Here is a 26,320-nt window from a genome sequence, read left to right on the forward strand (position 1 = left end):
GAACGCACATCTATCTAAGCTATACGAGTTTATCTGAGTTTGCAATACGCACGCAAAGTCAGAAACAAAGTAGGTTTCAATGCTGACTGCCGTTTTAATGATAGCCGTTTTTCGCTTCTTCCTTGATTCCTTTCTGCTCGGTATCCTGATCTCCCTCGCTGCCTCCGGAGCTTTGCCGCTCAAGCGCCTCGGAAAGTGGCTGGAAGTCGAAGTTGCGATCTTCAAGAGCGGTTTTTAAAGGAGCAAATCCCATGAAATCTTTGATTTCATGGGAAGTTATATCCAGCTTGTTTTCGATTACGGACTGCTTTGCCTGCTTGAGCAAATTAAGAGCAGAATCCATGCACTCAAAATCCTCAAGTAAGTCGTTAACCTGGTCTTTATTCATTTTTTCAGGGCTTTCATTGAGGTGAACTGCGATCTGATTAAAGATTTTTAATATATCCCTTTGATTGGAGTGCTCGATTGCATTGTCCAACTCCTGCTCTATCTCTCCAACCCAATGAAGGTGCTCCAGTTTGCGCTTTAACACAGCAGGCGAGTTGGGGGCTTCAAGACTCAACTCAGTTTGTAAGGTGGAGCTTAAGATGAGTGGCGATTCTTTATCAGGCAAATCAGGTGTCTGTGTTAATTGTGATGCAGACTCAAGCTGATCCTGTTTACTATCCTGCAGGAGTTCTTGTTTTTCATTTTCTGTATCGTCATCATCTGGTGTTTCTGCCTTGGCTTCGGCTGCCTTATCTTTACCGGTTAACTTTTGCCACCCCTGTTTAAGCAGTGGAATGCCTACTCGCCCTAACACATAAAGGCCGCCCGCCAGCGCGCTTCCTGCAACAATGCCAAGACCTGCCGGTGGAAAAAACAGACTTAGTACCATTCCTGCGATAACCAGAGAGGATAAACCTATTCCGACGACCTTATCGACAATCCCCATTCCTCCGAGCCGTTTGAGTTTCTCTTCTCGCGAAAATCGGCGATCGTGCAGGGCCTGCAGCGATTTTTTAACTGCTTCATAATCCTGGTCCAGCTTATCAATATGCCGGGATAACTGCTTAGCGGTCTCCTCATCCCCAGAATCGATAGCTGCAGTGAGTTTGCGCTCAAATAGTTCAGCCTGCTCCTGAAGATTCTTAAGATTTTGTTCTTCAAGTTCAATGGCTGTATTAATTGATGCAATCTCTTTTTTTGCTGCATAGATTGAATGAAGATGCTTTCCCAAGGTCACAACACTAAGGCCTAGCGCCATCACGGCTGCGGTCATTGCAATGATTGGAGCAATGGGTGGTATTGCCAGTGCGGTGATAGCCAGGCCAAGCAGAGCGGCCGAATAAAGGAGGCGGGCATTTTTGGACAGGCTTATCGGAGGTTTTTCACCTAGCATATAGGCTGCCAGATAAATCAGCGGGATTCTTATAAAATCGATTCCGGATAAAACCGCATTACCAATCTGAAATCCTCGGCTGGCACTCTGCACAGGGCCTGAAATATTACCTGAAACCATCGCCAGTTTGCTAAACGCATTTCCAGCGCCGTCCACACTATGAAGAAATCCGGAAAATAAAGGAATTCGCTTAAGGGCTTCCAATACCAGAGCCTTTTTCTTGGGCGGTACCGGGGTTATGCTAAGCGGTTCTCTAATCTGCTGCAGTTTGTTCAGTTTCTGCTGCCAGGGATTAGTCGATGCCTGGATTTCGGTTTCTTTCTCTTTCATAATTAATTACCCGTTATTGTCTTTAATATAGCAAGTAATCATTAACAAAAAATGATGCTAATTAATTTGAGGGTAGAAATTTCAAGTTCTTACTTGCCATGATTGCATGCTCTCCTCTATATTCCTAGCAGGATACCAATAAATAATAAGAACATGGCAAAAGTAGCCCTTTATCTGGCCGGTGGTGGTGCGCGTGGCGCTTATCAGGCTGGAGTGATTAAAGCGATTGCAGAAATCCTTAATGTAAGAGAATTGCCTTTCGCGATAGTGAGCGGCGTTAGCGTTGGCAGCATCAATGCAGCAGTGCTGGCAGAGAATGCGCAAAATTTTCTCGAAGCAGCCGAGAAGCTGGAAGATCTGTGGAGTAACATTTATTGTCAGCAGATTTTTAATGCCAGTAATTATGCGCTGAGCAAATCCGTTTTTCGCAATGTCAGTAACCTGGTAATCAAACAAAGACAATCTGGTCATCTGTTGGATACCAGCCCTTTGCGGGAGTTTATCAGCAGTAATATTAATTTTACGACTCTCAAAGAAAACATCCTTAATAATCATTTGGGTACGATGGAGGTAATTACTTATTGTTACGATGCCCAGCAAACGATTTCCTTTTACCAGACTCATGCCGATGGATTTGAGGACTGGCATTATCCGCGTCATATCAGTGAGCCCGCAACGCTTGAGATGGAGCATATTTTGGCCTCGAGCGCGTTGCCTCTGTTTTTTCCAACCACTCGTATCGATAATTACCATTATGGCGATGGCAGTATGGGGCTGGTTTCGCCCTTACGCGGTGCGATTCGTTTCAAGGCAGAGAAAATATTGATATTGGGAACTCGCCAATTGCCTGTTTTCCATCATGAAAAATTACACAATGGCGAAATTGGTTTCGCCAGGATTCTGGGTAGTATGCTCAATGGATTATTTTTGGATAACCTGGACCGTGATATAGAGATGGTTAATCGAATGAATGAGATTTCCAAACTGCTGTCTCTGTGGAAAAAAAGAAACGCACCTTGGCGGGGGGTGCAAACCCTGCATTTGCGACCGAGTACTGATATTGGTGCCATTGCACAGGCTCAATATAATACAATGCCTTCTTTACTGCGCTTAATGTTAAATATGTTAGGGGCTAAAAGCCATTCAGGAGACTTGCTAAGCTTCCTGTTATTTGAAAGCCCCTTTACTCGCGAACTGTGGAAAATGGGCTATGAGGATACCTTTGCTTCAAGGGAAATTGTGCTGGAGTTTTTTGAGGATTGAACACTCCGGTCATTGGATTTTCTTAGCCGCCGCGCAGCATCTGCAGTACCGGTTGCGTATCAGGCCTGACTCCATGCCAAATGGAAAAGGCTTCCGCGGCTTGCTCAACCAGCATACCCAAACCATCGATTGCCCGACAGTCGTTGGACTTAGCCAAAGAAACAAAGGAAGTATCCGCTTGTTTTTGGTATGACAAATCATAGCAAAAGGGCTTTGCTGACCATAAAGTATCGGGAAGGGGTATCGCTTTTTGCAATGTACTGCTTGAGGTGGCGTTGATAACGAGATCAAAAGAAGTCTGCAAAGCCCCCCATTGAACAGGATTAATATCCGGAAAGTCACTGGCTAATATTTTAAGCCGCTCGGGACTGCGGTTATAAACTGCCAACTGCCTTACTCCTTGCTCAAGCAAGGGATAAATAATGCCGCGTGCTGCCCCGCCAGCCCCCAGAATAAGAACGTTCAGTTTGTCTAAAACAAGATGGCGTTTTAAATCATTGATTAAACCGATGCCATCGGTATTATCGGCATGCAGCTGATTTTGTTCTTTCCATAAGGTATTGGCAGATCGCGCTTTTTGGCAGCGTAGGGTGCTTATCTCAGCCAGTTGAAAAGCATGCTCTTTAAATGGCAGGGTGACATTCAGGCCAGTCCCATTTTGCCTGAAAAAATCAGAGATTTGCTGTGCAAAATGCTGCTCATCGCCCAGTAGCCGATGATATTCCAGATTTATTCCGAATTGTGCTGCAAATGATTGGTGAATATCCGGTGAGAGGCTATGGGTGATGGGGTTACCAATGACGGCGAACTGCAAGGGAGTCACTGCTTTTCCTTTTAAACAGCAGCCTGGGATTTAATACTCAGGCTGCTACACATTAAACTCAGGCTGTTTTTCCTGCCTTGGTTTGGGCTACCAGATAATCCAGGATCTTGAACAAACGCTCTTCGCTTTTTGCCATTTGCAAATCGATTTTATATTGGCCATTCACGATTAATGCCGGTACTGCGTTAACCCGGTATTTAGCCATTAAGCCATTGCTTTCGCCTACTTTCATATCGATCGTGGTTGAATGCGTGAATGCGCTTTCGGCAATATCCTTATCGACTCCCTGAGAAATAAAGAAGTTTATCATTGCCTCGTTAGAATTTAATGGGGTTTTATCAATTTGAATTGTCTTGAATAAAACCGGATTGAGCTTGTCGCCTAAACCCAGCAGATGGCTTGCGTAGTAGGCTTTGGCGTAAAATCCCCAATCGGGTTTGAAGACTACGGGAACCCGGTTAAATTTGATCGTGTTACCTTGCTGTGCCACCCATTTTTCAAGATTAGGTTCCAGACGATAGCACCAGGGGCAGCCGTAGCTAAAAAATTCAGTAACTTTGACCTGGTTGCTGCTTTTCGGGGAGGCGGATTCAAGTACTTCAAAGTCTTTTCCAGCGGTAAAATCTTCTGCAAAGCCCATGACGGGGAATAACAGAATTGATAATAAAAGCGCTTTTAACATATTAAGTTCTCGCATTTAATCAAAGTAAAGGGCAATGGCTGCTATTGTACTCTGAAATAGAGCAATGCACCAATTGCAAATAAAAACAGGCTCTAGTGCAGTCCTTGAATATAATAAGCCACCGCCTCCATATCCTCATCGCTCATACGCTTGCTGATATCCTGCATGATATGGTTAATATCATTGCTGCGTTTCTTATTTTTAAAGGCTTGCAGCTGCGCTATGGTATAGGGAGCATGCTGCCCCGATAATAGAGGAAAGCCGGCCTGTCCATTACCTGTTCCGCGTGGACCATGGCAGGCGATGCAGGCGGTGATATGCTTATCGAAATCTCCGCCTCGATAAAGTTCTTCTCCGCGTTTTACAAAGCGTTTAGGCACTTTGCCATGCGCTACCGGTTGTTTTGCATAATAAGTGGATAGAAGCTCCATATCCTGTGGGCTCAAAGTAGCGGCGATGCCGGTCATACTGGCATCGGCGCGGGTTTTGCCAGCCTTGTAATCTTGCAGCTGCTTCAATAAATAATCGACATGTTGTCCCCCAAGATTGGGCCAGAGCGGATTGTTGCTGCTGCCATTTTCCCCATGACAGGCAGAGCATAAACTGATTTTTTCTGGCCGATTCTGCACAGCTTCGGATTCCGGAGCCGCAAAACCAGTGGAGAAAGCCAACAGCATCGCAGCAAGGATTATTTTTTTCATATCGCACCAAAGACTAGTATTCTGATTTTTAAAAGTTCACTGTATCTATTTATCGAGCAATGAACTTAAATTCCCTATCGCATAGGATAATGTTACACTGCCTCGGCAAAAATCCCAAAATGAAATTCACAAGATGATAAAGAATCCCTATCAGCAGGCCGTTTTTTTGAAAAGCGCCGCAAAAGTCAATCAGTTGCCCGAAGATGAAGGTTACGAGGTAGCGTTCGCTGGCCGCTCCAATGCAGGCAAATCCAGTGCCCTCAATTGTTTAACCGGCATCAGGCAACTGGCGAGAACCAGTAAAACCCCGGGACGAACCCAGCTGATTAATTTGTTCAGTCTGGATGAAGAGCGCCGCCTGGTCGATCTGCCGGGCTATGGTTTTGCCAAAGTGGACTTAAAGACTAAACAGGACTGGCAGAAAAATCTGGCGCATTATCTCGAAGTTCGTCAATGCCTGAAAGGTTTGATATTGTTGATGGATTGCCGGCATCCCCTGAAAGAACTCGATCAGATGATGATTAACTGGTCACTGGATCGCGAACTCCCTGTGCATATCTTGCTGACCAAATCGGATAAAATCAGTAAAAGCGAAGCCAGAAACACCTTGCTGAAAGTAAAAAAACAATACGATTTAATGCCTGATCTGATTACGGTCCAGACTTTTTCAAGCCTTAAGAAAGAAGGGGTAGAGGAGTTGATTAAGCAATTAAATCAATGGTATGGCTTGACCGATCCTCAGAACGAGTCCTCTTAAAACCCCTCTCTCTAACTCTCACTGCCATTAAGCGAAGGAATTTTGTCATTCCCGCGAAAGGCGGGAATCTATTTCTCAGTTGGCATTATAGCTAGCTCAGAGGTGGATCCCCGCCTTTCGCGGGGATGACAGTTCAATATACAATTGAGCTTAACTTGAGGGCAGGATAAGTATTCCTTTAACTGCATCTAAAACCAATATCCTCTTCACAGTCTTCCAGGGAAGGAGGAACGTCCAGATCACTGGCGGCAAACGAATGATTATAAAACAAAAAGGATGCAGGATCCTTTAAGAAGAAACAACTATTCCCCTGCTTGCAATTGCTAATCAATGCACTCAATGAAGAACCGTTTTTGGGAAGATTATCTTTATCAAGGGAATGCGCTTCCAATACGCATCGCAAATTTTGCAGGAAACCCGGAAGTTTGTCAGCGTCAGCGTGATGACTGGCCGGGAGCCTGGTCAGGAACTCAAGGCAGTTTATTGCCCAGGCTACTGATTTGCTCGTATCAGAGAAGCGTCCTTGCAGAGCATAATCGGCAACCTGGCATAGAGCTAGTGGGTATCCAAGCCGTGCAGCATTTTGAATATGCAAGCCAGTCTCATTGCCTAAGTATTTATACTGCGCCTGCAAATGAGCAAGCCTGAAATGTTCTTCTGCGCTTTGTGCTTTAGTGGCCAGTTGATCAAAAAGACTGATGAGTTCTGCCTGGGCTTCAGCTGATGCGCCATCCAGTTTAAACTGCTGCTCAACACGCTTAACAAGCTGTGCGAATGCTTCAGGAGTTTTATCAGAATTAAAAATATCCATGCTGAGTTGCTTTCTCACTTCCTGGGGAGCGGGCGTTCGAGTAGGCGATGGCCGCACGCGAGTTGAGGCTCTGGGTATAATTACAGGACGAGGAGGCTCTGCGATTTTTTGCGAGGGAGGGTAGACCGGATTGTAAAGGGTGAGGAACTCCCCGGTAACCTCCTTCGGCCAGAGTGACTCCGGTTTTGTTCTGTCATGAGTATTGCGGGGAGTTCGTGTACCGTATTTGACCATTGGTGTCAGGGACATGATATTAATTTTAGAAAATTGGGTATCTTTGGCAATGAAATGAAAGTCCTCTTTGCCAATATAGGCTGATTCTTTTTCTTTAGACAAATAGCGTTCATTCAAGGTGGCCTCGACTATCATGTAGTACATGGTGATACCATTTTGATTGACAATTTTATCTGCTTCACTCGGGTCCAGACCCACCTGGCGCCTGGCCAATGCGAAATATCGTGATAATACACCGGCAACGTCTTCCAGGCTTACTGCGGCTGCCAGTTGTTCTTTCGAGTAACTCACATAGTCTGTTTTAAGCCCGATGGACACATCCGATTGGTTTTCAGAGAGGTTGTGTAGTGGCACAGGGATATAGACTTTACGGGAGCCTGTTGTTTGAGAAGGGAAAAAAGAAGATAACATATTCTGCTTCTATGAATTCAAATTGGTCGCATTTTATACTATCCCCCCGTTCTGTGCAAATACAAATAATCTGTGCCTATATCATTACTAATTGAATAAATTTACACCATAATTGATCGCACTTGTCTACTATTAAACATATGGGCCAGGCATTGTGAAAGCGCATGAATAATTTTCTCAGGAACAAAATGCATACTATTCGTATCCCCAGTGGCAATGCCTGTCTGGATGGCCTTCTATTCATACCGGAATCGGCAAAAAGTATTGTACTTTTTGCCCACGGGAGCGGAAGCAGCCGCTTAAGCAGCCGCAACCATTTTGTTGCCCGTTCTCTGAACAATATGGGACATGCTACGTTACTTTTTGATCTCCTGACCCCAAAAGAAGAAGCGATCGATAGTTTTACCCGCGAAATCCGCTTCAATATTTCCCTGCTTGCTTCGCGTTTGATTGATGCCAAGCATTGGTGTCAGCAGACTTTGGATCCCATGCCTTCTGGGATTGGTTATTTCGGTGCCAGCACTGGTGCGGGCGCTGCAATAGAAGCGGCAGTTCGCGATCCCGATCAGGTCAAAGCCATTGTTTCCAGAGGAGGACGGCCTGATTTGGCTTTAGCTTATTTACAGGATTTAAAAGCGCCCACTCTTTTAATCGTGGGCGGTTATGATAGTACGGTGATTAAGTTTAACCAGGATGCCAAAATGAAAATGAATTCCCATGCTGAGCTGCAAATTATTGCAGGTGCGAATCATTTATTCGAGGAATCAGGCAAGCTTGAAGAAGTATCGCATTTGGCTAATAGCTGGTTCAATGATTATCTGCTGTAAATTGATACTGATAGTATTGAAAAATTATGGTCACTAAGGATAAAATGTATGCAATTTTTAAATTCCTGAGTGAAGAATGATTTCAAGTTTTTTTAGGCCCATCCCTGTAAAGCCTCTCCCTGCTGAAGAGGAGAGACTGCTGCTGGAGAAGGCAATCGACGAGCTTCCTGAGAATGATGCGCTATCTTTTTACAATCTGGTCAGACGCCTGGAGGAGCTCTGCAAACAAGAGCAACAGGAGGCTATGCGCAATAAACTGGCGTCTCTTCTTGCCAAACTAGGTGAAAAAGCCAGAACGGCTGATCTCTATTATATACTTGCTGATCTGCAGAAAGGCTACCCGTTTTTGGGTAAAGGTGATGGGCAGTATTTACAGATAGCCGCCGAACTCGGGCATCCCCTGGCTTTACGTCAGGTGGCGGGTTACGCATTACTGGGATATTATGCTAATCCATCTCAAGCGGTATCCTGGGCAATCCACTGTTTAAAATTCATGGTGATGCTGCCAGTCCATGAACTTAAGACCCCGTTCGTTGCAACCTGTCTTATTGAAGATGTGACACGTACGCTCGAGCGTCATAATTGGGATCCGGATCGTCTGCGAGCACTCAACAAGCTACAATTGAATGAGCTGATTGTGCAATTTTCTGAGCATTTGATCGGAAAGCCCGCAAATGAGAAAAGCCAGTTCACTTTGACCCAGCCTGCAGCTGCGCTATTTTATAGTGGCCCCTTTGTAAAATATGAGCACGTGCCCCCACCGCTGGAAGTAATTGGTAATGCTGAAGAGCATGAGTCTGACATGGATATAGAAGACGAATCAGATATGCACAAAACAAAACTAGGCATGTAAAGATTGGCTAATGGCCAAGGGCCGCTTGTATATTAGGCTGTCATCCCCGCGAAGGCGTTGGCGCGCTTGAATGACCAAAATAAGAGAGTGTTCATCAAACTGTGTCACGTCATCTCGAACGCAGTGAGAGATCTCCGGATGGGGCACAAACCAGGATTTGGGAGATCTCTCACTGCGTTCGAGATGACGGCGTGCCTGTGAGTAATGGCATAATTTAATGAACACTCTCTAATTTAATGGGCAGGCCCAGGGTTGTCTCTATTCAATCTTTATTTTTAATAATTCCTCAACCACCAGCGGGTTAGAAAGAGTCGAAATATCCCCCAAATCGCTAATGGATGTCGCTTTTCCAGCGGCAATCAGTCGAAGGATGCGCCGCATGATTTTTCCGGATCGCGTTTTAGGTAAATCAGTAACCCATTGAATATTTTCTGGTTTGGCAATGGCGCCAATTTCGTCAATCACTAAATTCATTAAAGCCTGTTTTAATGGGCTATTCGCTTGATAACCTGTCTTCAAACTGACAAAGGCTAGTACGCCCTCTCCTTTAATAGGATGGGGAATGCCCACAACAGCGGCTTCGGCAACTGCAGGATGTAACACCAGCGCACTTTCAATTTCAGCAGTTCCAAGGCGATGGCCAGAAACATTCAATACATCGTCAATTCTTCCCAAAAGCCAGAAGTTGCCTTCTTCGTCTCGTCTGGCGCCGTCTCCAGTAATATAGTAATCGCCTCTGAAATAGGTCTTGCGGTAGCGCTCATGATCGCCCTGAATAGTTCTCGCCATTGCCGGCCAGGGAAATTTAATAGCCAGTGCGCCCTGTGCGGGTCCATCCAGTTCTTCGTCTTCATCACTGAGCAGAATGGGGTAAATGCCTGGCAAAGGCTGGGAGGCAGAACCCGCTTTCTGGTGCTGATAGGGCGGTTGTTCGCTTATCATGATAGCGCCTGTTTCAGTTTGCCACCAGGTGTCTACTATCGGACAGCGTTCGGCGCCGACCTGCTGATAGTACCACTCCCATACTTCCGGGTTAATAGGTTCACCCACTGTACCTAACAGGCGCAACGATGTTCTTGAGCTGTCATTTAGCCATTCATCGCCAGCCCGTTTAAGAGCTCTTAAGGCGGTAGGCGCGGTATAGAATACATTAACCTTGTATTTATCGATAATCTTCCAGCAGCGTGATGGATTGGGCCAATTGGGGATGCCGGCATACATCAGTGTGGTGGTGCCATTTCCCAAAGGGCCATAAACGACGTAGCTGTGGCCGGTAATCCAGCCGACATCAGCAGTACACCAGAAGACATCCTCTTCCCTGCATCCAAAAACCAGTTGGTGACTATAAGTAGTCTGGACAATATAGCCGCCACAGGTATGCACGAGCCCTTTGGGTTGTCCGGTGCTTCCGGATGTATAAAGAATAAACAGCGGATCCTCAGCATCCATCCATTCCGTCGGACAATCATTACTAACCTGCTCACGCAACTCATCCCAGTAAAAGTTAACAGCGGGGTTAAAATCAATCGCGCGATGGGTGGAGCGGATAATCAGGGTTTTCAATGCAAGGTTTGCACTGGCTTCATCTGCCTGCTCTTTTAACGCATAAAATTTACCGCCACGCTGATAGCCATTAGCGGTAATCAGTAATTTACAAGACGCAGCCTGAATTCTTTGCCGCAGAGCATGGGCGGAAAATCCTGCGAAGACGACAGTATGGATTGCTCCAATGCGCGCACAGGCAAGCATAGCAATGGCCGCTTCCGGTATCATCGGTAAATAAATAGCGACCGTATCCCCTTTATGAATGCCCAGCTTCTTCAAGGCATTTGCCATACGGGAGACTTCCTCATGCAAGGCGGAAAAGCTTAAAGTCCGTTGCTCATGTTCTTCATCACCCTCCCAGATAATTGCGGGTTTTTCAGCACGGTGAGGCAAATGCCGGTCCACGCAATTGAAACATACATTTAATTTGCCATCGACAAACCATTGGGTAAATCCCTGCCTGAAGCCCCCCTGCATCACTGCTTTCCAGGGGGCATACCAGCTGATTTGTTTATTAGCGACAGAAGCCCAAAAATTGAGAGCGCCTGAATGACTGTTCATAGAAAAAACCTTATACGTTCAATGCCTTAATAATGGCAGAAAAATCAAGCTCACTAAATCCGGCTTCGCTAAACTGCTGGTAGAGCAAGGTGGCTCTTCCGGTAACTGGAGTATGAACTCCAGCCATAGTGGCAGCTTTTTGACTCAGCATTAAATCTTTCAACATCATGGCCACTGTAAACCCGGGATGGTAATCACTATTGGCGGGGACATCTGGTATCACATCCGGCACCGGCATATATTTTGAAGTGACCCAGCATTGGCCGGACGAGGAATTAACCACTTCATGGAGTTTTTCAGCCGACAAGCCCAATGCCTGAGCGAGAGTGAAGGCTTCTGAAACCGCAATCATGGTGGCGCCAAGAATCATATTGTTGCAGATTTTTGCTGCCTGACCGCTTCCCGCCCTTCCAGCATAAATAATCCGTTTTCCCATGCTGTTCAGCACGGTTTTGGCTTTATCCAGAGCATATTCCCTGCCGCCCACCATGAATGTCAGCGTACCCGCTTTAGCGCCTGCAACGCCGCCAGAGACTGGCGCGTCCAGAGACAGAAGTTGTTTATCAGCAGCCAGCTGATGGAGCTTCCTGCTGGTTTGTACATCAATCGATGAGCAGTCGATATGAATGGCATGTCTGGCTGTCGCATACAGACCATCTTCACCCTGGCAAACCTGTTCGACCTGCGAGCCGGATTGCAGCATAGTAATAATCACTTCATTATCTCTGGCGGTGTCATGAAGTTTTTTGGCCGCATAACCGCCCGCTTCAACCAGGGCGTCAAGAGCGCTTGTCTGTAAATCAAAGCCAGTCACCTCATGACCTGCTTTTACCAGATTAATAGCCATTGGCAATCCCATATGGCCTAATCCAACAAATCCAATTTTTGCCATGTGGCCTCTCCTTATTCTCTTTGCTATTAATCGTGAGTCGGCATTACAAACGCATTCTGCTTCAAATTGGTTAAAGGCCATTTGCTGGTCACCGTTTTGCGGTGAGTATAAAAATGAATGCTTTCCAGAGCATGCATATTGGTATTGCCAAAAGAAGAATGCTTCCAGCCGCCAAAAGGATGATTAACAATGGGAACAGGAATCGGAATATTAACCCCGACCATGCCCACCTGAACTTCCTGACTGTATCTTCGGGCGGTATAGCCATCACGGGTAAATATGGCGGTACCATTACCATATTGATTACGGTTAACCAGGGCCAGGGCTTCATCAAAGCTTTTCACGCGAAGTACAATGAGCACCGGGCCAAAAATTTCTTTCTGATAAATACTCATGGATTCAGTGACATGATCAAATAAGGTCGGCCCGACGAAAAATCCCTGAGGATGCTGTGGATGACTAAATGAGCGTCCGTCTATCAAGAGTCTGGCGCCTTCTTCAATACCATTGGAAATAGCCTCAACAACACGTTCTTTATGGGCTTTACTAATCAGAGGTCCCATATCGCAGCCTGCCACATCTCCGGCGTCCACTTTAATTGCTTTAATCAGTGGATTTATTTCATTAATAAAGCGATCAGCGGTCTCATCACCTACAGCAACTACCGCGGAAATAGCCATACAGCGTTCTCCCGCTGAACCATAGGCTGCTCCTGTGACTGCCTGGGCTGCCTGGGCGAAGTCCGCGTCTGGCATAATGACGCAGTGATTCTTGGCACCGCCGAAGGTATGCGCGCGCTTGCCATGTGCACAGGCTTCTGTATAGATGTATTCGGCGACTGGAGTAGAAGCGACTGCAGTGAATGCTTTGATTTTGGGATGGCGAAGCAGATAGTCCACGGTATCCTTATTACCCTGAATGCAATTGGCCACTCCCGGAGGCAGACCGGCATCGTCAAGTAATTCCAGAAGGCGAAGTGGTGCGGAGGGATCTTGCTCTGAGGGTTTTAATAAAAAAGTATTTCCGCAGGCAATCGCCGGTATCATCATCCATACGGGAACCATAACCGGAAAATTAAAAGGTGAAACACCGGCGCAGATTCCCAGCGGCTGATAGAGAGTATGGCTATCAATTCCTGTGCTAACCTCAGCGGAAAACTGACCTTGCAAATGGCTGACAAGCCCGCAGTGAAACTCAACTACTTCAATGGCCCGGGCTATAGAACCCTTCGCGTCATCGATAGTTTTGCCATGCTCGCGATTAACGATCGCAGCTAATTCATTCTGATTTTTTTCCAGCAGCTCGCGGAATTTGAAAAAAACGCGGGCTCGTTTGAGCGGCGGTGTTTCAGCCCAGGCGCTGCCTGCTTTCTCAGCAGCGGAAATGGCCTGTTCACAGATCTGTTCGTCCGCAAAATGGACTTCAGCAATGATTTCGCCGAGAGCTGGATTATAAACCTGATGCGTGTTTTTACTGTCATTAATGGTTATTTTGCCATTAATAAAATGACCAATGGAAGTTTCCATCTTTTCACTCCTGTTGAAGAAAGGGCCGGCTTTCTTATCAATATTCGCTAAATGTAGACAAAGTTGCCTGATAATAGCGCTTGTTGTCCTGAGGCTGAGCGCTTCGGGTTTCAATGATTTTGACCTGATCATGATCCTTGCCTGACTTGGCGAGCGCCTGGGCAATGGCTTCTTCCAAACTACTTTCTGAGTAGCCGGTGTAATCTCTTGTATTGAGGAGGGTCATCCTTTAACCTTTCTTTGATGAAAACAAGCATCTTAACATGAAAGAAATGACTTGAAAAATCGTCCTTTTTTTTGGAAAAATGAAGGGCAAACAATTTTCTATTTGAAAATACTAACAAAAAATTGTTAAGTTTGGCTTTTTAATCAATAATAAAATGACCTAAGCATGCAAGGATCGATGCAAAATGCCAAAAACAATCTTGAGGGTTGAAAAAGGACTCGTTCTGACTTCAGAAATGAAGCAAAATCTGAAATCTCAGCTTAAATTGGATAGTCTTGACGATTTAGTGATTAAGGAACACGAAAAGACACCTGATTTAAAAGAAATTTATCAACGCCGGATGGATATTCTGGCAGAGGCTTTTGAGTTTATTTACCAATCAATTACCCCTTCAAGTTGCATGCCTGAAGAACTTAGAAAATATCTGGAATTTTGTAAACAGAGTAATCAGCTGCCCGAGCTGGGCGATCAGGATAAATATCAGGAAGTATTAGCCAGTTTTACAGGCATGCTGGTGAATTCACTGATTGACAATTGGAATTGGCCCTATCGTGTCAGGGATGCAGTGAGTTTACTCAATCGGGCTGAGCAATATGTCATTATGCAGAAAGGGCGTAACAACCTGGCCTCGCTCAGTAAAATATCTCAATTCAGGGAAGGTTTTATTCTGAACTGGGAGAATACATTACCCGCCTGCTCCAAAGAAACCATCGATGATCTTGCAAAGATTAAGAAGACCTATCTTTCTGACTTACCCAAGTGGCTGGATACACTTCCCTATTATCAGCAGGTGTTTTTTCTCACCTCTCCTGAGGAATGCCAGACTGCCACCCAGCTTAACAGTGAAAATAATGCGATAATCGCCTGGTGGCGCAAGATAACTGACGCCAAGGCGCTCAGCAATGCCGATTATCTGGCAATTATTGATGGCTCTGTCAAAAACCAGCCGAAGTGGTTTCAGGCAATATCAGAGAATCGCCGGCAGTTAATTCGGGTATTATTGATTTCCGAAGGAAACAGTTTTGAACGGGTTGAGGGCAAGCTTCATGAGCTTGGCAAAAGCCTTCGTGAGAATTTTACCAAGACTACGGATGAATACATTAAAACCATTCGTGACTTGCCAAGCTGGTTCGTGTATCTCCCCCTTGCCGAACAGAAACTGTTAAAAGCGGCCCTTGATAAAAGTGAACGAATTGAAGATGTGGTGCATTTTTTGCCGAGCCGATTAAGAAGCATTCCGGGATTGGCGAATTTGGCCGAACACAATTGTGCTATGCTGTATGCTGACTGCAGCGAAAAAAAGAAGTTTACTCCCAGGCTGCGTAGCAGCCATCTGGCCTCTCGTGATGTGAAGACGCAACCCAAGCCTATCGGTGAATTGCATGCGCTGCGTAATTTTAAACGAATTCTTGAAATTATTGAGCAGCGTTACAAGAAGAGTGTCGCTTTTGTTCAAACCTTGATCAGTCCTGTTATTGGCGCCTCATGGGTTGGAGTACCTGATCAGTATCTCGATGTAATGCGTAAATGGGTTATTGCCAATGCACCCAAAGACAAGTTTAGAGTACTTACTAAAAACCATGCGCTGAATATGGCAAAACGGCTGCTTTATACGGCAGCAGATGATCCAAACTGTCTTGAGTTACTCAATGCGGCGAAGTCAGTATTTCCCAAAACCTCGGCTTTGGAGAAATTAATTGAGGCTTACCAGAAAACCCTGGAGTCTGGTCCATTCACAACTAATTTTCGGGACTATACCGGTAGAGAACTGACCTTAAGTTCCTATGAACATTTATTGGCTGATTTTATCAACGCAGCCAGTTATGGATCATGTGTCAGCGGTAAGGACAGGAAAGCATTGGAAATCATTCATACCGATGCAATGCAAATTTACTATGAACTGTATGGTGAATGGCCTCAATTTAATGAGTTCGGAGTAAAGCGAGACAACTTTGTGGATATAGTTTCTGATCTTTATGTTGATCGGCATGCTCATGAATTTGCTGATGAAAACGCGCCGGGAACCGAAGGCATTAAAACACCCGCAAATTATTTTCCCAGAGATATTGCACTGGCAATTGAAGAGAAGATGAAACCTTTTGAAAATTCTCTGCTTTGCGATGATAAAAATGCCACGAATAATGAAGTTAAAAAAATAGCGGCCTTTAAGCAGGCACATCCTTCTCAGGTATCAGAAGGGCATAAAAAAGGCTTGATATTTAATGGCTTGTCCAAGTGTATCATGGCCGCGCAACGACTGGACAACCAGCAAACCGTTGAGTTACTGGAATCAATAAAGATATTAACAGGTGAAACGGCTTTCTGGAAAGACAAGCGCTATGTGTTTGGTAAGAGTATTCCTTTCTGGAATAAAACGTCCTACGTCGATGCTATGCCTGGCGGTATTGATTTTATGAAGAAGGCAACTAGCCGACAGGATGATTCCACTAGGATTTTAGCGGAGATTTATTACATTTTGGGAAGCCGCTCATCTGACTATCGCGATAAAGATACTAAGGAAGTTTATGAGGCCATTCTTAAACTGAGAGACGCAGCTCCTCCAGGTGAGAAATACAGTGCTGCCATGAAAACGCTTAAGGAAAAGAGAGACCTGGCCTTTGCGAAGAATGCAGCAATCCCCTTGATGGATGAAGCTGTGGGCGGTGCGGATATTGCGGCCCAAATGAACTGAGGAAGAGCAAGGGGATTGAATAAAAACGCCTAGAAGTCTAACAGGTTTTCCAGTCCGTAGATCATCTGGTCCAACTGAATAACCTTTCGACATGACAGCAGCAAGCCTGGCATAAAAGAGCTGCGATCAAGGCTGTCATGAACTATAGACAGGGTTTCTCCCTGACTGCCAAACAGGACTTGCTGGCGGGCCAGAATTCCGGGCAGGCGGATAGAATGAATGGGGATCCCTTCATGCTGACCGCCGCGAGCTCCGAGAATGGATTCCTGGGCGAGCGTTTCTTCTGGCGGAATTTGACGGCTTTGGGCAATCATTTCAGCGGTCTTAATGGCAGTGCCGGATGGCGCATCAAATTTCTGCGGATGATGCGCTTCAATAATTTCCACATTTTGGAAAAATTTAGCAGCTAGTGCTGCGAAATGCATCATCATTACTGCGGCGATTGAGAAATTAGGGGCGATGATGCCGCCGAGTTTTAAGTTGGCGCAAGTTGCTTTTAATTCTTCCACTTGGGCAGGTAATAAACCGGAGGTGCCGATCACTGGGTGAGCACCCCCATTAATAATGGTCATGGCGTTTTTAAAGGCAGAGTCCGCACGGGTTAGGTCAACTACAACAGATGCTTGTGTTTCAGCAATCGTTCTTTCCAGATTATCCTCACGGCCAAGACCTCCAACCAATTGGAATTCCTCCTGGGACTGGAGTGTCTCGCAGGCGAGACGTCCCATTTTGCCCGAGGCACCATTTACAATCACCCGTATGGTCATTTACTCTCCTTCAACTTTGTCATTTCCGCGCCGGCGGAAATCTATTTTGATTTGGCATAGTGCCCTGTTTGAAATGGATTTCCGCCGGCGCGGATTTGACTGGTTTGAGATATCCCTGACCTAGTCTTCCGCCTCCATCTCTGTCTTTTTAGCTTTGCGTGCCTTCTTAACCCGTTTTTTCTCTTTATAATTTTCCCGCACGACTCTTAATGCCCACATACTAGCGGGGAGCCAGCCAAAGAGAGTCGCCTGCATCACCAATGCGACAATAGCGCCCCCCGGGTTATCATAAATTAATAATACCAGCCAGGGAAAAAATAGCGCTAAAAGAGACATTAACCATTTCATGGATGATAATCCTAACTTTGGTGCCAAGGTTTCATGAAAATCCAATAACAAAATGCCTGGTCCGCTGCATACCGCGAATTAACTTTCCCTATGTGCCGCGGCTTGTCGGGGGATTCAGTTCAAACCGCAGTAAGCAGCAAAATCATTCAACATCTAAAAAGCTGTTATTTAAGAGTATTATATACCGGTGGATTGTATTTGGCGATGCGGCCTATACTTCAAAGGAACAGTCAAGCACCTCCAGGTCAAAATATAATTGAAGAATAAGAAATATTATTGTTCATGAAGTACATATTTTGTTTAGTTAAAATTTACTTTTATTTTTTTGTTTTGTAGAATGGCTGCCTTTCCTCGCGATTACATCAACGACTGTTGATTGGCCGAGGTTTATTTTCAATTCTCTAATCATTATCCACTCAAGGTATCAGAATGAGAAGACAAGAGCTTCATCCACGAACAGCGGTGATTAATAAATCACAGAAAAATCAGTCAAAAAAATCACGCAATCAGGCTCTGATATGGCTTTGCGAACAGTTTCCCCAGGCATTTGATAACACGCAGCGTATCCGCCCGTTAAAGAACGGGATTATGGAGGATATACTCGTTTATGCAGACAAAGCGGCAGAAGATGGAATCTCACGCAGCAAATTACGTGAAGCGGTAGTCATTTTTACCCGGCGTCTTGATTATCTGGCCTGTCTCAAGGCACGTGAAATGCGGGTTGATTTACAAGGCAATGCCACAAGTCAGGTAAGCGAAGACGAAGCGGAGAGAGCCGCGGCAAAGATCAAGAAACGGGTTGAAAAAAGCGTTCGCAATGCAAGAAAATTACAAACGATAAAACCAGTGATTACATCAGCAGCCCGCATTGAGCCCTCAAAATCCACGAATAATCATTACACGCATTATTCTTCCAGCTATGATTATAACCAGCCTGGTGAGCGTAACTATCCCTCTCCAGCACAGCAGTCAGGCAAATCCGCTGCCGATATTATTGTCAAACATAAAACTGCCAAGCAATATGATCCTGATGCAGTCGCCAGATTAAAGGAAAAGTTGGGTATTTCAAGGAAGGAAGAACAGAAAGAGGCGATTGACTAAGGCATCTGATTTTCACAAGAAGAGGTCGTCACCATGAAGTTATCGGTTTCAGGAAACACAGGAGAGTCTGCGGGGAAGATTAAAATTACGCTCACAGAAGATTCTGCTTCTCATGTGAGATATCAGGGAACTGTGGAGACTTCTTCTTCCGGGCAACAGCGTATCAACGGGCTTATCTCTAAAAAAGACAGTCTTGAAGTATCGGCGCGGGGTGGTAATGGCGTTGATGGAAAGATAGGAGCTGACGGTAAAAAAGGAGCTGACGGTGCCTGGGGAAGTGATGCGACCTGTTACCTGCCCGCTGAAAGAGGCCAGGATGGTAAGAGAGGGGAGGATGGTGAAAAGGGAACAAATGGCGGTCCTGCTGGAAATGGAGGAGAGGTTGAGATTTGCGTGAATGATCCTGCTGATCTGTCATTATTCTCCCTGGTCGGCGATACAGATGTTCGCGCTGGAATGCCTGGTCGAGCGGGAAGGCATGGTCGGGGCGGCAAAGGGGGCAAGGGCGGTAAGGGTGGAAGATACCTTGATGACCCTGGAAACTATCACTACCACCGTCACCACCACAATCACCCTCATCAGGATTTTGAGCCCTATAATCCCCTGCCCTTTATTGATAGCCATGCTCCAGACGGTAAAGACGGCCCCGATGGTTACACCCCAACAGAAATTTTATACCCAGGTGCTCCGGGTATTGACGGCAGCGTCAGGTATCACATTCTCTCTCAGGGAATAATTCAATCAACACATACAGCCCCCTATCAACTGAAAATAACTAATCCGCGATACTGGACAGGTCAGCAGCATGGTCTGTTTGAGCCGGGTGATACAGTGCAAGTGGTTTACGATATTCACAATCAGTCAATTAGTATGTCTTCCCCTGTAGAGTTGATGCCTGTTAATGTTGATCTGTCTGTGCGAAGCATTTTCCAGCAAACTGGAGCAGGGCAAGTGCGGGGAGATATTCCTGCCGGTGGTCGTGCTGACAATCAGTCAGCTCCCCTGACTTTGAAAATCAGGGAACCGCTTATCATAAAAGGCGAATGCAGTGAGCCCTATGCTGAAACGACCCATCTTCGTGTTCAACTGATGAATACCAGGCTTGCTCGTCCTTACGCTGAGTCGGACATATCACCGATTAGGGTCTGTTATCCGGTTCAATTGTTGCCCAGAAAGAAATTTTATACCGTTGCTATTGGTGAGCCTTTGGATTTGGAGCTGGAGGTTAAGAATATCTCAACAAAAGCCTTGGGCCGTAAGGAAGGACGAGATGTTTTTCTGCAGATTGTAGATGAAGATGAAAGCAATTCTGTCGTTCTCACCGGAAAGGCAGTTGAAACCTTAGGGCCTGATCAAACAGAGAAACTGCAGGCCAGGGTTGTACTTGATGAGCGCTTCGCTTTTGGCTCAAGGCGTGAATATAAAGCCAATTTACAGCTAAAGCCTATCGATAGAAATAAATCCATGTCACTGATTCAGCAACAGGTTTTTACTGTGCAGGTCACCCCCAGATACCAGCATTCAGAGAGTGGTTTTACGCTGGTAATTAATGCTGAAACCTCTCCTGAAGCAGTGCAGTTCTGGATGAAGCAATTGACAAGCATTGCCCAAAAGCCAGTCGCTGTATGGAATACTTCCTATTACGGGCAATTTCCGCTGGAGTCAGAAGCCGGCTCGCTTCTGGCAGACAATGCACATGGAACCCTGATTGTCCTGGATAATGAATTTACAGGCCCTGACAGTAAGCTTATTAGAAGCAGTGAGTTCATCCGAAAAGATAACCTGCTGCACGCGGCACAGGTTTATGATACTTCAATAGTTATTGTCGGCGACAACAAAAAACTTCCAGAATCTTTTAAAACAAAAGAAACAGGTTTATTGTGGGCAGAACCTGAAGAAAATTATTATTCGCTGGATTCACTGGTTGATGCTCTATTACGAGAGACGCCTAAAACCATTAGTCATGCCCGACTAACTCTTCCTACTGAGACGTTCTTTTCAAAAAGCAGTCCGCAGCAAGTACTCGATCGAGTAGCTGAAAAATTAAAACAATGCTTTCCGCATCGTAATTATCATTTCAGTGTAGAACGAGTTGCTAACAGCTCGAAGGTTGTGATTGAGATCAGACGTCTGGCTGATGAATTAAATGCCGGGGTTAGATCAATAAAGCTTAGCCCTAATGAGATGCAAGACCCTGCCAGAGCAGGGGCTGTAAATCCACAGGGAATTATCAATGTCTTGTCTTTCACCCAGAAGCTTGATTTATTTATGAGAAGCACCAATCCTTATCACCAACAGTTAACTCAGGCAATTATTTCAGATCTTCTGGCAGAACAGAGACTGGTACGGCAAACGCAAAACTATGGTTCCTGGTGGAGTGTTTTAACTGGCCGCTATCGGCATAATTTTCAGATGGAACTAAAACAATTGCGTCAGTTAGTGTCGACTCTCAATACAATGGTGCAGCAAGGGTCATTATATAATACCGAAGTCTGGGCACCAAAAGTCATTCAGGTGCTGGCTCAAATGCAGTATCATGCTCGGCAGCAGACTTCGTTCTGGAGTCGTCTTGCTGATTTTTTTGTAACACAGACCAATGAGGAAATAAATCGCAGTACCAGAGCGCTTTGCAGTGAAGCATTGGCTTCTTATGGACAGCTCACCCAAAAGTCAGTTACCGAGTTAGCCCCAACACTCGACAATCAGATCGCTCGTTTAGGATTTGAAGACAAACTCAGGGAAGAAATAGGCAGCTTACAACATGCCATTCGCCGAGGCGGCTGTTTTTTTAATGAAACGCATAGCCGAAAAGAATTGTTTGCTGTTCAGAAATTATTGTCAGTTTGTCTGCAGGAGAGTAAGACCTCTGAGCTTCAGGAACATCTGGTGATATTGCAAAAAGGGCGCTTCAAAGACTGTTATACGGAATTCAAAAAATTATATCCCGAATATCAGGAAACAGAAGTTAAGCACCATGGGTCTTATGCTTTTGTATAGACCAAAAGAAAAACCTTGAATGCTTTCCTGCTCGAGCCTGCGGTAATAAGCCACGAGCAGCAAAGCGATTTCAAAGTTTTAAATAGTTACAGGAACAGCTTCGGATTTCTGAGGTTTACAGACTTATTTATTTTTAGAGCTGCCGCTTTTACCGCCTTTAGACTTCAAAGAGCCCTGCCCTTTGCCTTGACCGCCGTGGGAGTGTTCACCGCCTTTTTTACGATCTGCCTGAGTCAGGTTAGAACCTCGTCCACCGCCATGATTTTGAGTAGCCATAATTAACTCTCCTTGTTATATTTTGTTAGAAATAAATACTACTGAGCATAAAAAAAGCTCACTACTTAAAAGTAGACCATCTCCCCGAGATGTCAAATTCAATACAGTTTGTTACACAGATGCTTTTTAAATCTGAACAGCTAAGAGAACTGTATTGTTTAACCTAAATCTGCAACAATGAGGTTTTAAAAAGTTCAATGAGTGTATGAATTTAATTAGACTGTTCTTATGCCTGTTTGCAGCCAAACTGCAGGCATTTTCCTGCCACCAACCGCAAATCATCAGGCAAAAATCAATTCAATTTGATCACAAGCGAGTGGAGCTTACCCGGCTATATCAATTCACTCATTACGGAATCGATTCCTCCTCTATTGACATCGAGCCCAAAATGATTGTTCTACATTGGACCTGTTTACCCAGTCTTGAGCTCGCTATGCGCGTATTTAATCCCCCTGCTTTACCTGCAAACTCACCTCGCAGGAGTGAAATTCCGGATGACTTGAATGTATCCAGCCATTATCTGGTGGATCGTGATGGCAGTATTTATCAGCTCATGCCTGATAATTTAATGGCCAGACATGTAATCGGGCTGAATCATTACGCTATTGGCATTGAAAATGTCGGCGGAATTGATGGCAAGGATGATTTAACAGAGCAACAAGCAGAGGCGAATGCATTTCTGGTTTGCTATTTAAAAAACAAGTATCCGCAAATCGAGCATGTGATTGGGCATCATGAATATCTTGAGTATAAACATAGCCCGCTCTGGCTGGAGAAAGATCCAGAATATGAGCGCTCAAAAACCGATCCTGGTCCGAACTTTGTGAATAGGGTGAAGGCTTTGACTCAGTTTTTATAACGATGGAGCGACATTGAATTAGTAAATTCGATTAAATTGTTTCATTACTGTGTAAAATTTACCTATTTTGTGTATAATGCCTTCTTTTATAGATTTGAGAAGGAGAGACGCATGCCAATCGTTATGCGCAAGATATCCAAAACCTGGTTGGCTGAGAATGCTGTGTTATTAAGTTTCGACAATCTTTCTTTTAATGATATTAAAAAATATGTAAAAGATAATAAAAATCAGTCAATAGCCTGTGGAGAGCATGCAGGGGAATTAGGTGTGGAAGCTCCAGAGCCATTGCCCTTTATCATTTCAAAACATTCTGATAATCAGGACTCCTTATCTTTGACCCCTTTAGAATCTAGGAGAGTCTACTATAGTAACTGTTCACTAGAGGATAGTTCCGGACCGATCCATTTCTGGCAATTCATACCCGATGCAGAGAAAACTGACAGCCCTGCTCATCCATCTAAACCGGTGGAGAGTTTGCTGTTTTTTTCAAGGGAGGACTGCTTAGTGTTTCAAGGAATGTATTCAAAAAAACAATCCTCATCATTCTTCGGAAGTTTGGTTAAGTCAAAAAAACCAGAGGAGCCCGTTGAGCCGGTCAAAAAGTTTTTAGAGTCTAAATTTTTTACAAAACCGAAATTTTATTTGCCTATATCTACTGAACAATTACCTCTCTTTAAAGATGAAGTAAAAAAGAGTAAGTTCAGGTTTACTTACGAGCTGGTTTACCTTAACGGTATTTATGCAGATGGAAAGCAACCCGCACAACGTTCCAATGGTTCCCATTGGCTGATGATAGTGATTAGTGCCAGGCTCACCTTTAATCAGTTGTCTGAGATGCTGCCCAAGACAGTCAGGAGCAGTTGTGATCTCCTGGAGAAAACCAGCCTGCCAGAATCTCATATCTGGTATATCTCTATCCGTCATCTGGATCGTTTCAGGCGCGAATGCATAAAAAATGAGTGGAATCAGGATGAGCAGTATACGCTGAAGTCAGGGTTTGGTAAGAAATGCAGATTGATAGAAATAACATTTGCTAATAATCTGTCGGAGGCTGAGCTTAAGTCTGTGCTTCCGGATACTTATCAAAAAAGGATTAAAGATGTGACTGATTTTCACATCGGGGAATCTCATGATGATAAAGAGATGTCCTGCAGTTCATCCAGCAGTTCGTCAATGAGTAATAAATGATGTACCTAGGTGGGACCCTTGGCCCATAGCGGTCAGGCTAAGAAGTAATGTTATCCCCTCTCCACCGCGCGCAGCGTGGGGGAGAGGGTAGGGAGAGGGGGTTAAAAAATTTATCACGTTAGTGATTCCATTTTGTTGTGGCAATAAACCATCGCCACAGAAATATGATTAATGAATCGCTACGCGACCTTGTTTATAGCCCCCTCACCCTAACCCCCCCCCCGCTGCGCGCGGTGGAGAGGGGATCAGATATCCTTAGCCTGACGGCTATAGGGCCTTGGCCCAACAATAAAAAGCAGAAATTGTTTCCTTTTTACACCCTCTCTATTGTTTATATATGCGCAAATGGGATAAAATAAGCGCACTTTTGTTGTAGAGTTGTCGAATATGTCCAATATCAATAAAGCAGTCCATTACGCAAATTTCCATTATTATTCCAAGCCTTTAAGCGTTGTGAACTTACGGAAACTACAAATTCCTTACCCTGTATCTTTAAAAAAGATACAGCATAAACGAGAAGATGTTGCCATTCAAAAGGAAGCTGGCACTTTTGAAACCTATATTCGACTATCGCATGGTATGCCCCACGCTTCGGCCGCCATGGAGTCGATTACTCAAATTGATCAAATCTACACAAAATATGATGCCGACTATGATCGCTGCATGCTGGAAATTTGTGAGAAACTTGGCTTGGGTAATAATATTGCCCTGCTTCTCGAAATGGTTCAGATTGCGACTTTATTCCATGATACCGGCCGTCTCGGTGATGGTATGGACCTCTGGGATGAAGATAGCGGAAACCATTGCGAAGAATATTTCAGGGAAATTTATCTGAAAAGTTCGGAATTTAAAAAACTTTCCAGTGAACAAAAAGTCAAACTAGCCAAACTCTTTGGGGATGCTGTTCGCTTTAAAGATAATCAAGCCACCTTTATGGACCTGCATGCGGCAATACATCCAGAAGTGGATTACATTCGCCAGCTGATTAATATGGCGGACACGCTTGAAGTTATCCGGACCCGTGATGACTTCAATCCTTCTCGTCTGCCGATTGCCAAGCGGGTTTCTTCAGAGGTAATGATCAAAAATATCATTCCTGAGTTAGTCATCCCGCATCGTGACAAGATCATAGAAGAAGGCCGTTTATCACGAAAGGGACGTATCGTATACCCAGGCTTTGATGATAGCCAGTATATGCCGAAACCTGGTTATAATGATGAGAAGATCGCTGCATCTTATTTTAAAAAAATGCAGCAATACGATGCGATAGTTTTAAAAATTAATGAAACCAACATTGATGAGGTAATCAGCCGAACATTGCAGGGTATCAAGGATTATATTAAGGATTATCAAAATCATAGTGGTTTTCAGTTTGCACATGATGGCTTTTTCAGCGCCCGGTACCATGGAAAACTGGGTGTAAATAGGGCATTGTTTTATCAACGCTTATTTGAAAGCGGTGCCGTGAGTATGGGTACCAAAGTCCTGGCCTTGCATACGCTGTTGATAAGCAGAGACGGTGGTCGTACGTTAAAGGATTATGTTTATCGGGGGATGAACCAGCGAAACAGTTATACGGTGATCGAGCAGCTTTGCACTCATCTCAGCAGCTATGGGGCCTATGACAGTGTTCAGGCCGCCAGTATTGCCGATTTTGCAAATGGAAAGTCAAAAATGGATCCATTACCGCGATTAGAAGGCAGAAGAACTGGTCCGGAGCTTGGCTGAAAATGTCTTTTTAAAAGACAGTAGCTCTTGTAAACGATCAATAATTGCGCTAATCTAATTGAAAGAATTAGTTGGGCTTACACCGCTCAAACTATTACCCAGGAGGTCAGCTCTTGCAGGCCGTGAGCATGCTTCATCATTTGAAGACGCCTAAAGCCTGTAACCAGACTTCCACCTGTACATAACAGGCCGGTGGTAAGCCCACTAATTCTCCCTTCTGAATACTCTGATTTACTTCAACAATAAAGAATTTGCCCATCAACGAGTGATGAGCAAAGAGTTATCAACGATAGCAGCGAAAAGCCCCGTGATCATTTACCCAGCAATCAGGTCTGCCAGGAACAGGTTTAGCCCAGGGACCAGGCTCATTAGGCACGCATCGACCCCAGTAATTCATATGATTACCGAAGCCGCAGCCTTGAGCTGCATTGGCACTGGAGGTATAACCTATACCGAGTGTCAAAAGCGCACCCAGTGCAAGGGGAGTTAAAACTTTAGAAATACTTAGAGATTGTATCTTCATAATGGATCCTTTTTTATA

At 44.8% G+C, this 26,320-nt stretch carries 23 protein-coding genes and 1 other RNA gene; 11 read left to right on the forward strand and 13 right to left on the reverse strand.

What is annotated here, in order from left to right:
• Positions 1-94: 94 nt before the first annotated feature.
• Complete coding sequence (locus LXA66_RS10930; protein WP_233013209.1) at positions 95-1,711, reverse strand: hypothetical protein; 1,617 nt, start codon at positions 1,709-1,711, stop codon at positions 95-97.
• A gap of 153 nt (positions 1,712-1,864) precedes the next feature.
• Here LXA66_RS10930 and LXA66_RS10935 point away from each other — a divergent pair, with 153 nt between their 5' ends.
• Positions 1,865-2,974: a patatin-like phospholipase family protein gene (locus tag LXA66_RS10935; RefSeq protein ID WP_233013210.1), complete on the forward strand. Its 1,110-nt coding sequence runs from the start codon at positions 1,865-1,867 to the stop codon at positions 2,972-2,974.
• Positions 2,975-2,996: 22 nt separating this feature from the next.
• Here the strand turns inward: LXA66_RS10935 and aroE are convergent, their stop codons facing one another.
• The 3 genes from aroE to LXA66_RS10950 all read right to left on the reverse strand — a co-directional run bounded on the left by aroE (position 2,997) and on the right by LXA66_RS10950 (position 5,180).
• Positions 2,997-3,797, reverse strand: coding sequence for a shikimate dehydrogenase (aroE, locus tag LXA66_RS10940; RefSeq protein WP_233013211.1), 801 nt, complete (start codon positions 3,795-3,797; stop codon positions 2,997-2,999).
• Positions 3,798-3,855: 58 nt separating this feature from the next.
• On the reverse strand, positions 3,856-4,494 hold the full coding sequence (locus LXA66_RS10945) for a thiol:disulfide interchange protein DsbA/DsbL (protein WP_370637247.1): 639 nt from the start codon (positions 4,492-4,494) through the stop codon (positions 3,856-3,858).
• A 77-nt stretch (positions 4,495-4,571) separates the two neighbouring features.
• Positions 4,572-5,180 carry a cytochrome c gene (locus LXA66_RS10950; RefSeq protein ID WP_233013212.1) on the reverse strand — a complete coding sequence of 203 codons (609 nt, stop codon included), beginning with the start codon at positions 5,178-5,180 and terminating at the stop codon, positions 4,572-4,574.
• A gap of 133 nt (positions 5,181-5,313) precedes the next feature.
• Between LXA66_RS10950 and yihA the strand changes: the two genes are divergently transcribed.
• Complete coding sequence (yihA, locus tag LXA66_RS10955; RefSeq protein ID WP_233013213.1) at positions 5,314-5,937, forward strand: ribosome biogenesis GTP-binding protein YihA/YsxC; 624 nt, start codon at positions 5,314-5,316, stop codon at positions 5,935-5,937.
• 178 nt (positions 5,938-6,115) lie between these two features.
• On the opposite strand, the gene LXA66_RS10960 is transcribed toward yihA, so the two are convergent.
• On the reverse strand, positions 6,116-7,393 hold the full coding sequence (locus LXA66_RS10960) for a hypothetical protein (protein ID WP_233013214.1): 1,278 nt from the start codon (positions 7,391-7,393) through the stop codon (positions 6,116-6,118).
• Positions 7,394-7,581: 188 nt separating this feature from the next.
• Here LXA66_RS10960 and LXA66_RS10965 point away from each other — a divergent pair, with 188 nt between their 5' ends.
• Together LXA66_RS10965 and LXA66_RS10970 are read left to right on the forward strand one after the other, a co-directional pair.
• Positions 7,582-8,220 carry a dienelactone hydrolase family protein gene (locus LXA66_RS10965; protein ID WP_370637248.1) on the forward strand — a complete coding sequence of 213 codons (639 nt, stop codon included), beginning with the start codon at positions 7,582-7,584 and terminating at the stop codon, positions 8,218-8,220.
• A gap of 76 nt (positions 8,221-8,296) precedes the next feature.
• Positions 8,297-9,073, forward strand: coding sequence for a hypothetical protein (locus LXA66_RS10970; RefSeq protein ID WP_233013216.1), 777 nt, complete (start codon positions 8,297-8,299; stop codon positions 9,071-9,073).
• A gap of 258 nt (positions 9,074-9,331) precedes the next feature.
• On the opposite strand, the gene acs is transcribed toward LXA66_RS10970, so the two are convergent.
• The 4 genes from acs to LXA66_RS10990 are packed head-to-tail and all read right to left on the reverse strand — an operon-like array spanning position 9,332 to position 13,823.
• Positions 9,332-11,179 carry an acetate--CoA ligase gene (acs, locus tag LXA66_RS10975; protein ID WP_233013217.1) on the reverse strand — a complete coding sequence of 616 codons (1,848 nt, stop codon included), beginning with the start codon at positions 11,177-11,179 and terminating at the stop codon, positions 9,332-9,334.
• A 10-nt stretch (positions 11,180-11,189) separates the two neighbouring features.
• The gene (gene mmsB / locus LXA66_RS10980) at positions 11,190-12,071 is read right to left on the reverse strand and encodes a 3-hydroxyisobutyrate dehydrogenase (protein WP_233013218.1); all 882 of its coding nucleotides are present in this window, start codon (positions 12,069-12,071) and stop codon (positions 11,190-11,192) included.
• A 26-nt stretch (positions 12,072-12,097) separates the two neighbouring features.
• Complete coding sequence (locus LXA66_RS10985; RefSeq protein WP_233013219.1) at positions 12,098-13,597, reverse strand: CoA-acylating methylmalonate-semialdehyde dehydrogenase; 1,500 nt, start codon at positions 13,595-13,597, stop codon at positions 12,098-12,100.
• Positions 13,598-13,634: 37 nt separating this feature from the next.
• Positions 13,635-13,823, reverse strand: coding sequence for a hypothetical protein (locus tag LXA66_RS10990; RefSeq protein WP_112218970.1), 189 nt, complete (start codon positions 13,821-13,823; stop codon positions 13,635-13,637).
• Positions 13,824-14,007: 184 nt separating this feature from the next.
• Here LXA66_RS10990 and LXA66_RS10995 point away from each other — a divergent pair, with 184 nt between their 5' ends.
• Positions 14,008-16,515, forward strand: a complete 2,508-nt coding sequence (locus tag LXA66_RS10995; RefSeq protein WP_233013220.1) for a hypothetical protein — start codon at positions 14,008-14,010, stop codon at positions 16,513-16,515.
• Positions 16,516-16,544: 29 nt separating this feature from the next.
• Here the strand turns inward: LXA66_RS10995 and dapB are convergent, their stop codons facing one another.
• Both dapB and LXA66_RS11005 read right to left on the reverse strand, forming a co-directional pair.
• A complete protein-coding gene (gene dapB, locus LXA66_RS11000; protein WP_233013221.1) occupies positions 16,545-17,282 on the reverse strand; it encodes a 4-hydroxy-tetrahydrodipicolinate reductase in 738 nt (245 codons plus the stop codon).
• 120 nt (positions 17,283-17,402) lie between these two features.
• Positions 17,403-17,630 (reverse strand): hypothetical protein, encoded by a 228-nt coding sequence (locus LXA66_RS11005; RefSeq protein WP_233013222.1) that lies wholly within the window; start codon positions 17,628-17,630, stop codon positions 17,403-17,405.
• Positions 17,631-18,059: 429 nt separating this feature from the next.
• Between LXA66_RS11005 and LXA66_RS11010 the strand changes: the two genes are divergently transcribed.
• Complete coding sequence (locus LXA66_RS11010; protein WP_133140863.1) at positions 18,060-18,731, forward strand: ProQ/FinO family protein; 672 nt, start codon at positions 18,060-18,062, stop codon at positions 18,729-18,731.
• A gap of 33 nt (positions 18,732-18,764) precedes the next feature.
• The gene (locus LXA66_RS11015) at positions 18,765-21,728 is read left to right on the forward strand and encodes a hypothetical protein (protein ID WP_233013223.1); all 2,964 of its coding nucleotides are present in this window, start codon (positions 18,765-18,767) and stop codon (positions 21,726-21,728) included.
• Positions 21,729-21,851: 123 nt separating this feature from the next.
• On the opposite strand, the gene LXA66_RS11020 is transcribed toward LXA66_RS11015, so the two are convergent.
• Complete coding sequence (locus tag LXA66_RS11020) at positions 21,852-22,004, reverse strand: hypothetical protein (protein WP_157072317.1); 153 nt, start codon at positions 22,002-22,004, stop codon at positions 21,852-21,854.
• A gap of 205 nt (positions 22,005-22,209) precedes the next feature.
• Between LXA66_RS11020 and LXA66_RS11025 the strand changes: the two genes are divergently transcribed.
• From LXA66_RS11025 to ssrS, 4 genes are all read left to right on the forward strand, one after another.
• Complete coding sequence (locus LXA66_RS11025) at positions 22,210-22,863, forward strand: N-acetylmuramoyl-L-alanine amidase (RefSeq protein WP_233013224.1); 654 nt, start codon at positions 22,210-22,212, stop codon at positions 22,861-22,863.
• Between the two features lie 111 nt (positions 22,864-22,974).
• Positions 22,975-24,051, forward strand: coding sequence for a hypothetical protein (locus LXA66_RS11030; protein WP_233013225.1), 1,077 nt, complete (start codon positions 22,975-22,977; stop codon positions 24,049-24,051).
• 387 nt (positions 24,052-24,438) lie between these two features.
• A complete protein-coding gene (locus LXA66_RS11035; protein ID WP_233013226.1) occupies positions 24,439-25,779 on the forward strand; it encodes a hypothetical protein in 1,341 nt (446 codons plus the stop codon).
• 60 nt (positions 25,780-25,839) lie between these two features.
• Positions 25,840-25,997, forward strand: a non-coding RNA gene (gene ssrS / locus LXA66_RS11040) — 6S RNA.
• 65 nt (positions 25,998-26,062) lie between these two features.
• On the opposite strand, the gene LXA66_RS11045 is transcribed toward ssrS, so the two are convergent.
• Entirely contained in the window at positions 26,063-26,302 is a 240-nt protein-coding gene (locus tag LXA66_RS11045; protein ID WP_112218979.1) for a GCG_CRPN prefix-to-repeats domain-containing protein, read from the reverse strand.
• Positions 26,303-26,320: the final 18 nt, after the last annotated feature.

Source organism: Legionella sp. 16cNR16C (assembly GCF_021297775.1).
Taxonomy (GTDB): Bacteria; Pseudomonadota; Gammaproteobacteria; order Legionellales; family Legionellaceae; genus Legionella_C; species Legionella_C quinlivanii_A.

Excerpts from the sequence above, each read along its gene's own strand:
- LXA66_RS10965 (WP_370637248.1), top strand. The coding sequence starts at position 7,582 with ATGCATACTATTCGTATCCCCAGTGGCAATGCCTGTCTGGATGGCCTT.
- LXA66_RS10935 (WP_233013210.1), top strand. The coding sequence starts at position 1,865 with ATGGCAAAAGTAGCCCTTTATCTGGCCGGTGGTGGTGCGCGTGGCGCT.
- LXA66_RS11045 (WP_112218979.1), bottom strand. The coding sequence starts at position 26,302 with ATGAAGATACAATCTCTAAGTATTTCTAAAGTTTTAACTCCCCTTGCA.
- LXA66_RS10990 (WP_112218970.1), bottom strand. The coding sequence starts at position 13,823 with ATGACCCTCCTCAATACAAGAGATTACACCGGCTACTCAGAAAGTAGT.
- LXA66_RS10995 (WP_233013220.1), top strand. The coding sequence starts at position 14,008 with ATGCCAAAAACAATCTTGAGGGTTGAAAAAGGACTCGTTCTGACTTCA.
- LXA66_RS10950 (WP_233013212.1), bottom strand. The coding sequence starts at position 5,180 with ATGAAAAAAATAATCCTTGCTGCGATGCTGTTGGCTTTCTCCACTGGT.
- LXA66_RS10945 (WP_370637247.1), bottom strand. The coding sequence starts at position 4,494 with ATGCGAGAACTTAATATGTTAAAAGCGCTTTTATTATCAATTCTGTTA.
- LXA66_RS10960 (WP_233013214.1), bottom strand. The coding sequence starts at position 7,393 with ATGTTATCTTCTTTTTTCCCTTCTCAAACAACAGGCTCCCGTAAAGTC.
- LXA66_RS10985 (WP_233013219.1), bottom strand. The coding sequence starts at position 13,597 with ATGGAAACTTCCATTGGTCATTTTATTAATGGCAAAATAACCATTAAT.
- acs (WP_233013217.1), bottom strand. The coding sequence starts at position 11,179 with ATGAACAGTCATTCAGGCGCTCTCAATTTTTGGGCTTCTGTCGCTAAT.
- LXA66_RS11035 (WP_233013226.1), top strand. The coding sequence starts at position 24,439 with ATGTCCAATATCAATAAAGCAGTCCATTACGCAAATTTCCATTATTAT.
- dapB (WP_233013221.1), bottom strand. The coding sequence starts at position 17,282 with ATGACCATACGGGTGATTGTAAATGGTGCCTCGGGCAAAATGGGACGT.
- LXA66_RS11005 (WP_233013222.1), bottom strand. The coding sequence starts at position 17,630 with ATGAAATGGTTAATGTCTCTTTTAGCGCTATTTTTTCCCTGGCTGGTA.
- LXA66_RS11010 (WP_133140863.1), top strand. The coding sequence starts at position 18,060 with ATGAGAAGACAAGAGCTTCATCCACGAACAGCGGTGATTAATAAATCA.
- LXA66_RS11025 (WP_233013224.1), top strand. The coding sequence starts at position 22,210 with ATGAATTTAATTAGACTGTTCTTATGCCTGTTTGCAGCCAAACTGCAG.
- LXA66_RS11020 (WP_157072317.1), bottom strand. The coding sequence starts at position 22,004 with ATGGCTACTCAAAATCATGGCGGTGGACGAGGTTCTAACCTGACTCAG.
- LXA66_RS10930 (WP_233013209.1), bottom strand. The coding sequence starts at position 1,711 with ATGAAAGAGAAAGAAACCGAAATCCAGGCATCGACTAATCCCTGGCAG.
- LXA66_RS11030 (WP_233013225.1), top strand. The coding sequence starts at position 22,975 with ATGCCAATCGTTATGCGCAAGATATCCAAAACCTGGTTGGCTGAGAAT.
- LXA66_RS10970 (WP_233013216.1), top strand. The coding sequence starts at position 8,297 with ATGATTTCAAGTTTTTTTAGGCCCATCCCTGTAAAGCCTCTCCCTGCT.
- mmsB (WP_233013218.1), bottom strand. The coding sequence starts at position 12,071 with ATGGCAAAAATTGGATTTGTTGGATTAGGCCATATGGGATTGCCAATG.
- yihA (WP_233013213.1), top strand. The coding sequence starts at position 5,314 with ATGATAAAGAATCCCTATCAGCAGGCCGTTTTTTTGAAAAGCGCCGCA.
- LXA66_RS11015 (WP_233013223.1), top strand. The coding sequence starts at position 18,765 with ATGAAGTTATCGGTTTCAGGAAACACAGGAGAGTCTGCGGGGAAGATT.